The sequence below is a fragment of the Enterobacter cloacae complex sp. 394F7 genome (assembly GCF_057320385.1).
In genome coordinates this window covers 1-567 of sequence record NZ_JBXWCS010000047.1, presented here as the reverse complement: position 1 = coordinate 567, position 567 = coordinate 1, and the positions used below count along the sequence as shown (strand labels likewise).

At 62.8% G+C, this 567-nt stretch carries 1 pseudogene; it reads right to left on the bottom strand.

From position 1 onward, the window contains the following. Positions 1-567: pseudogene (locus AC2FAK_RS22960) on the bottom strand (RHS element protein); the annotation flags it as partial.

The window sequence follows — 567 nt, the reverse complement described above, 5'->3', positions numbered from 1 at the left end:
ATGCGGACCAGCTGGCCGCTGTCACTGTAACCGTAGTCCCGGTTCAGTGCCGCCAGGTTCAGCGTGTGGCTCCGGAGCTGCCCGGCAGGCGTGTATGCCGTGGCCAGGGTGTACTGTCCAAAGGTTCGCTGCACCTCCCTGTGCAGCCGGTCACGGGTGAAGTCAGCCAGCGGGGTGTTCCCCATCTTCACCCCCGCCAGGTAACCGGAGCCGTACGTCAGCCATTCCACGGGGGGAAGCTGGTCGGGGGTGGTCCTGTGTGACAGGCCGTTGTGGTAATCGTGTTTTGTGAGGTGTTCCCACAGCCGTTCACCGGTTTCAGGGTGGTCCACGGTCTGCCGTTCACTGACCATCCGGCCCTTATCGTCATACTCGTAGTGCACGGCGACGCGGTGGCCGTCGCTGAGGTGGCTGATGCCTGTCAGCCAGCCGCGTGAGTCGTACTGCCACGCCTCTGCCGGTTTATCGTTTATGGTGCGATGCGTCAGCCGGTCTGATTCATCGTAGTGCCACCGGGTGACGAGGTTTTCATCCTCACTGCGGACAAGCTGCCCGGTGAGGCTGTAG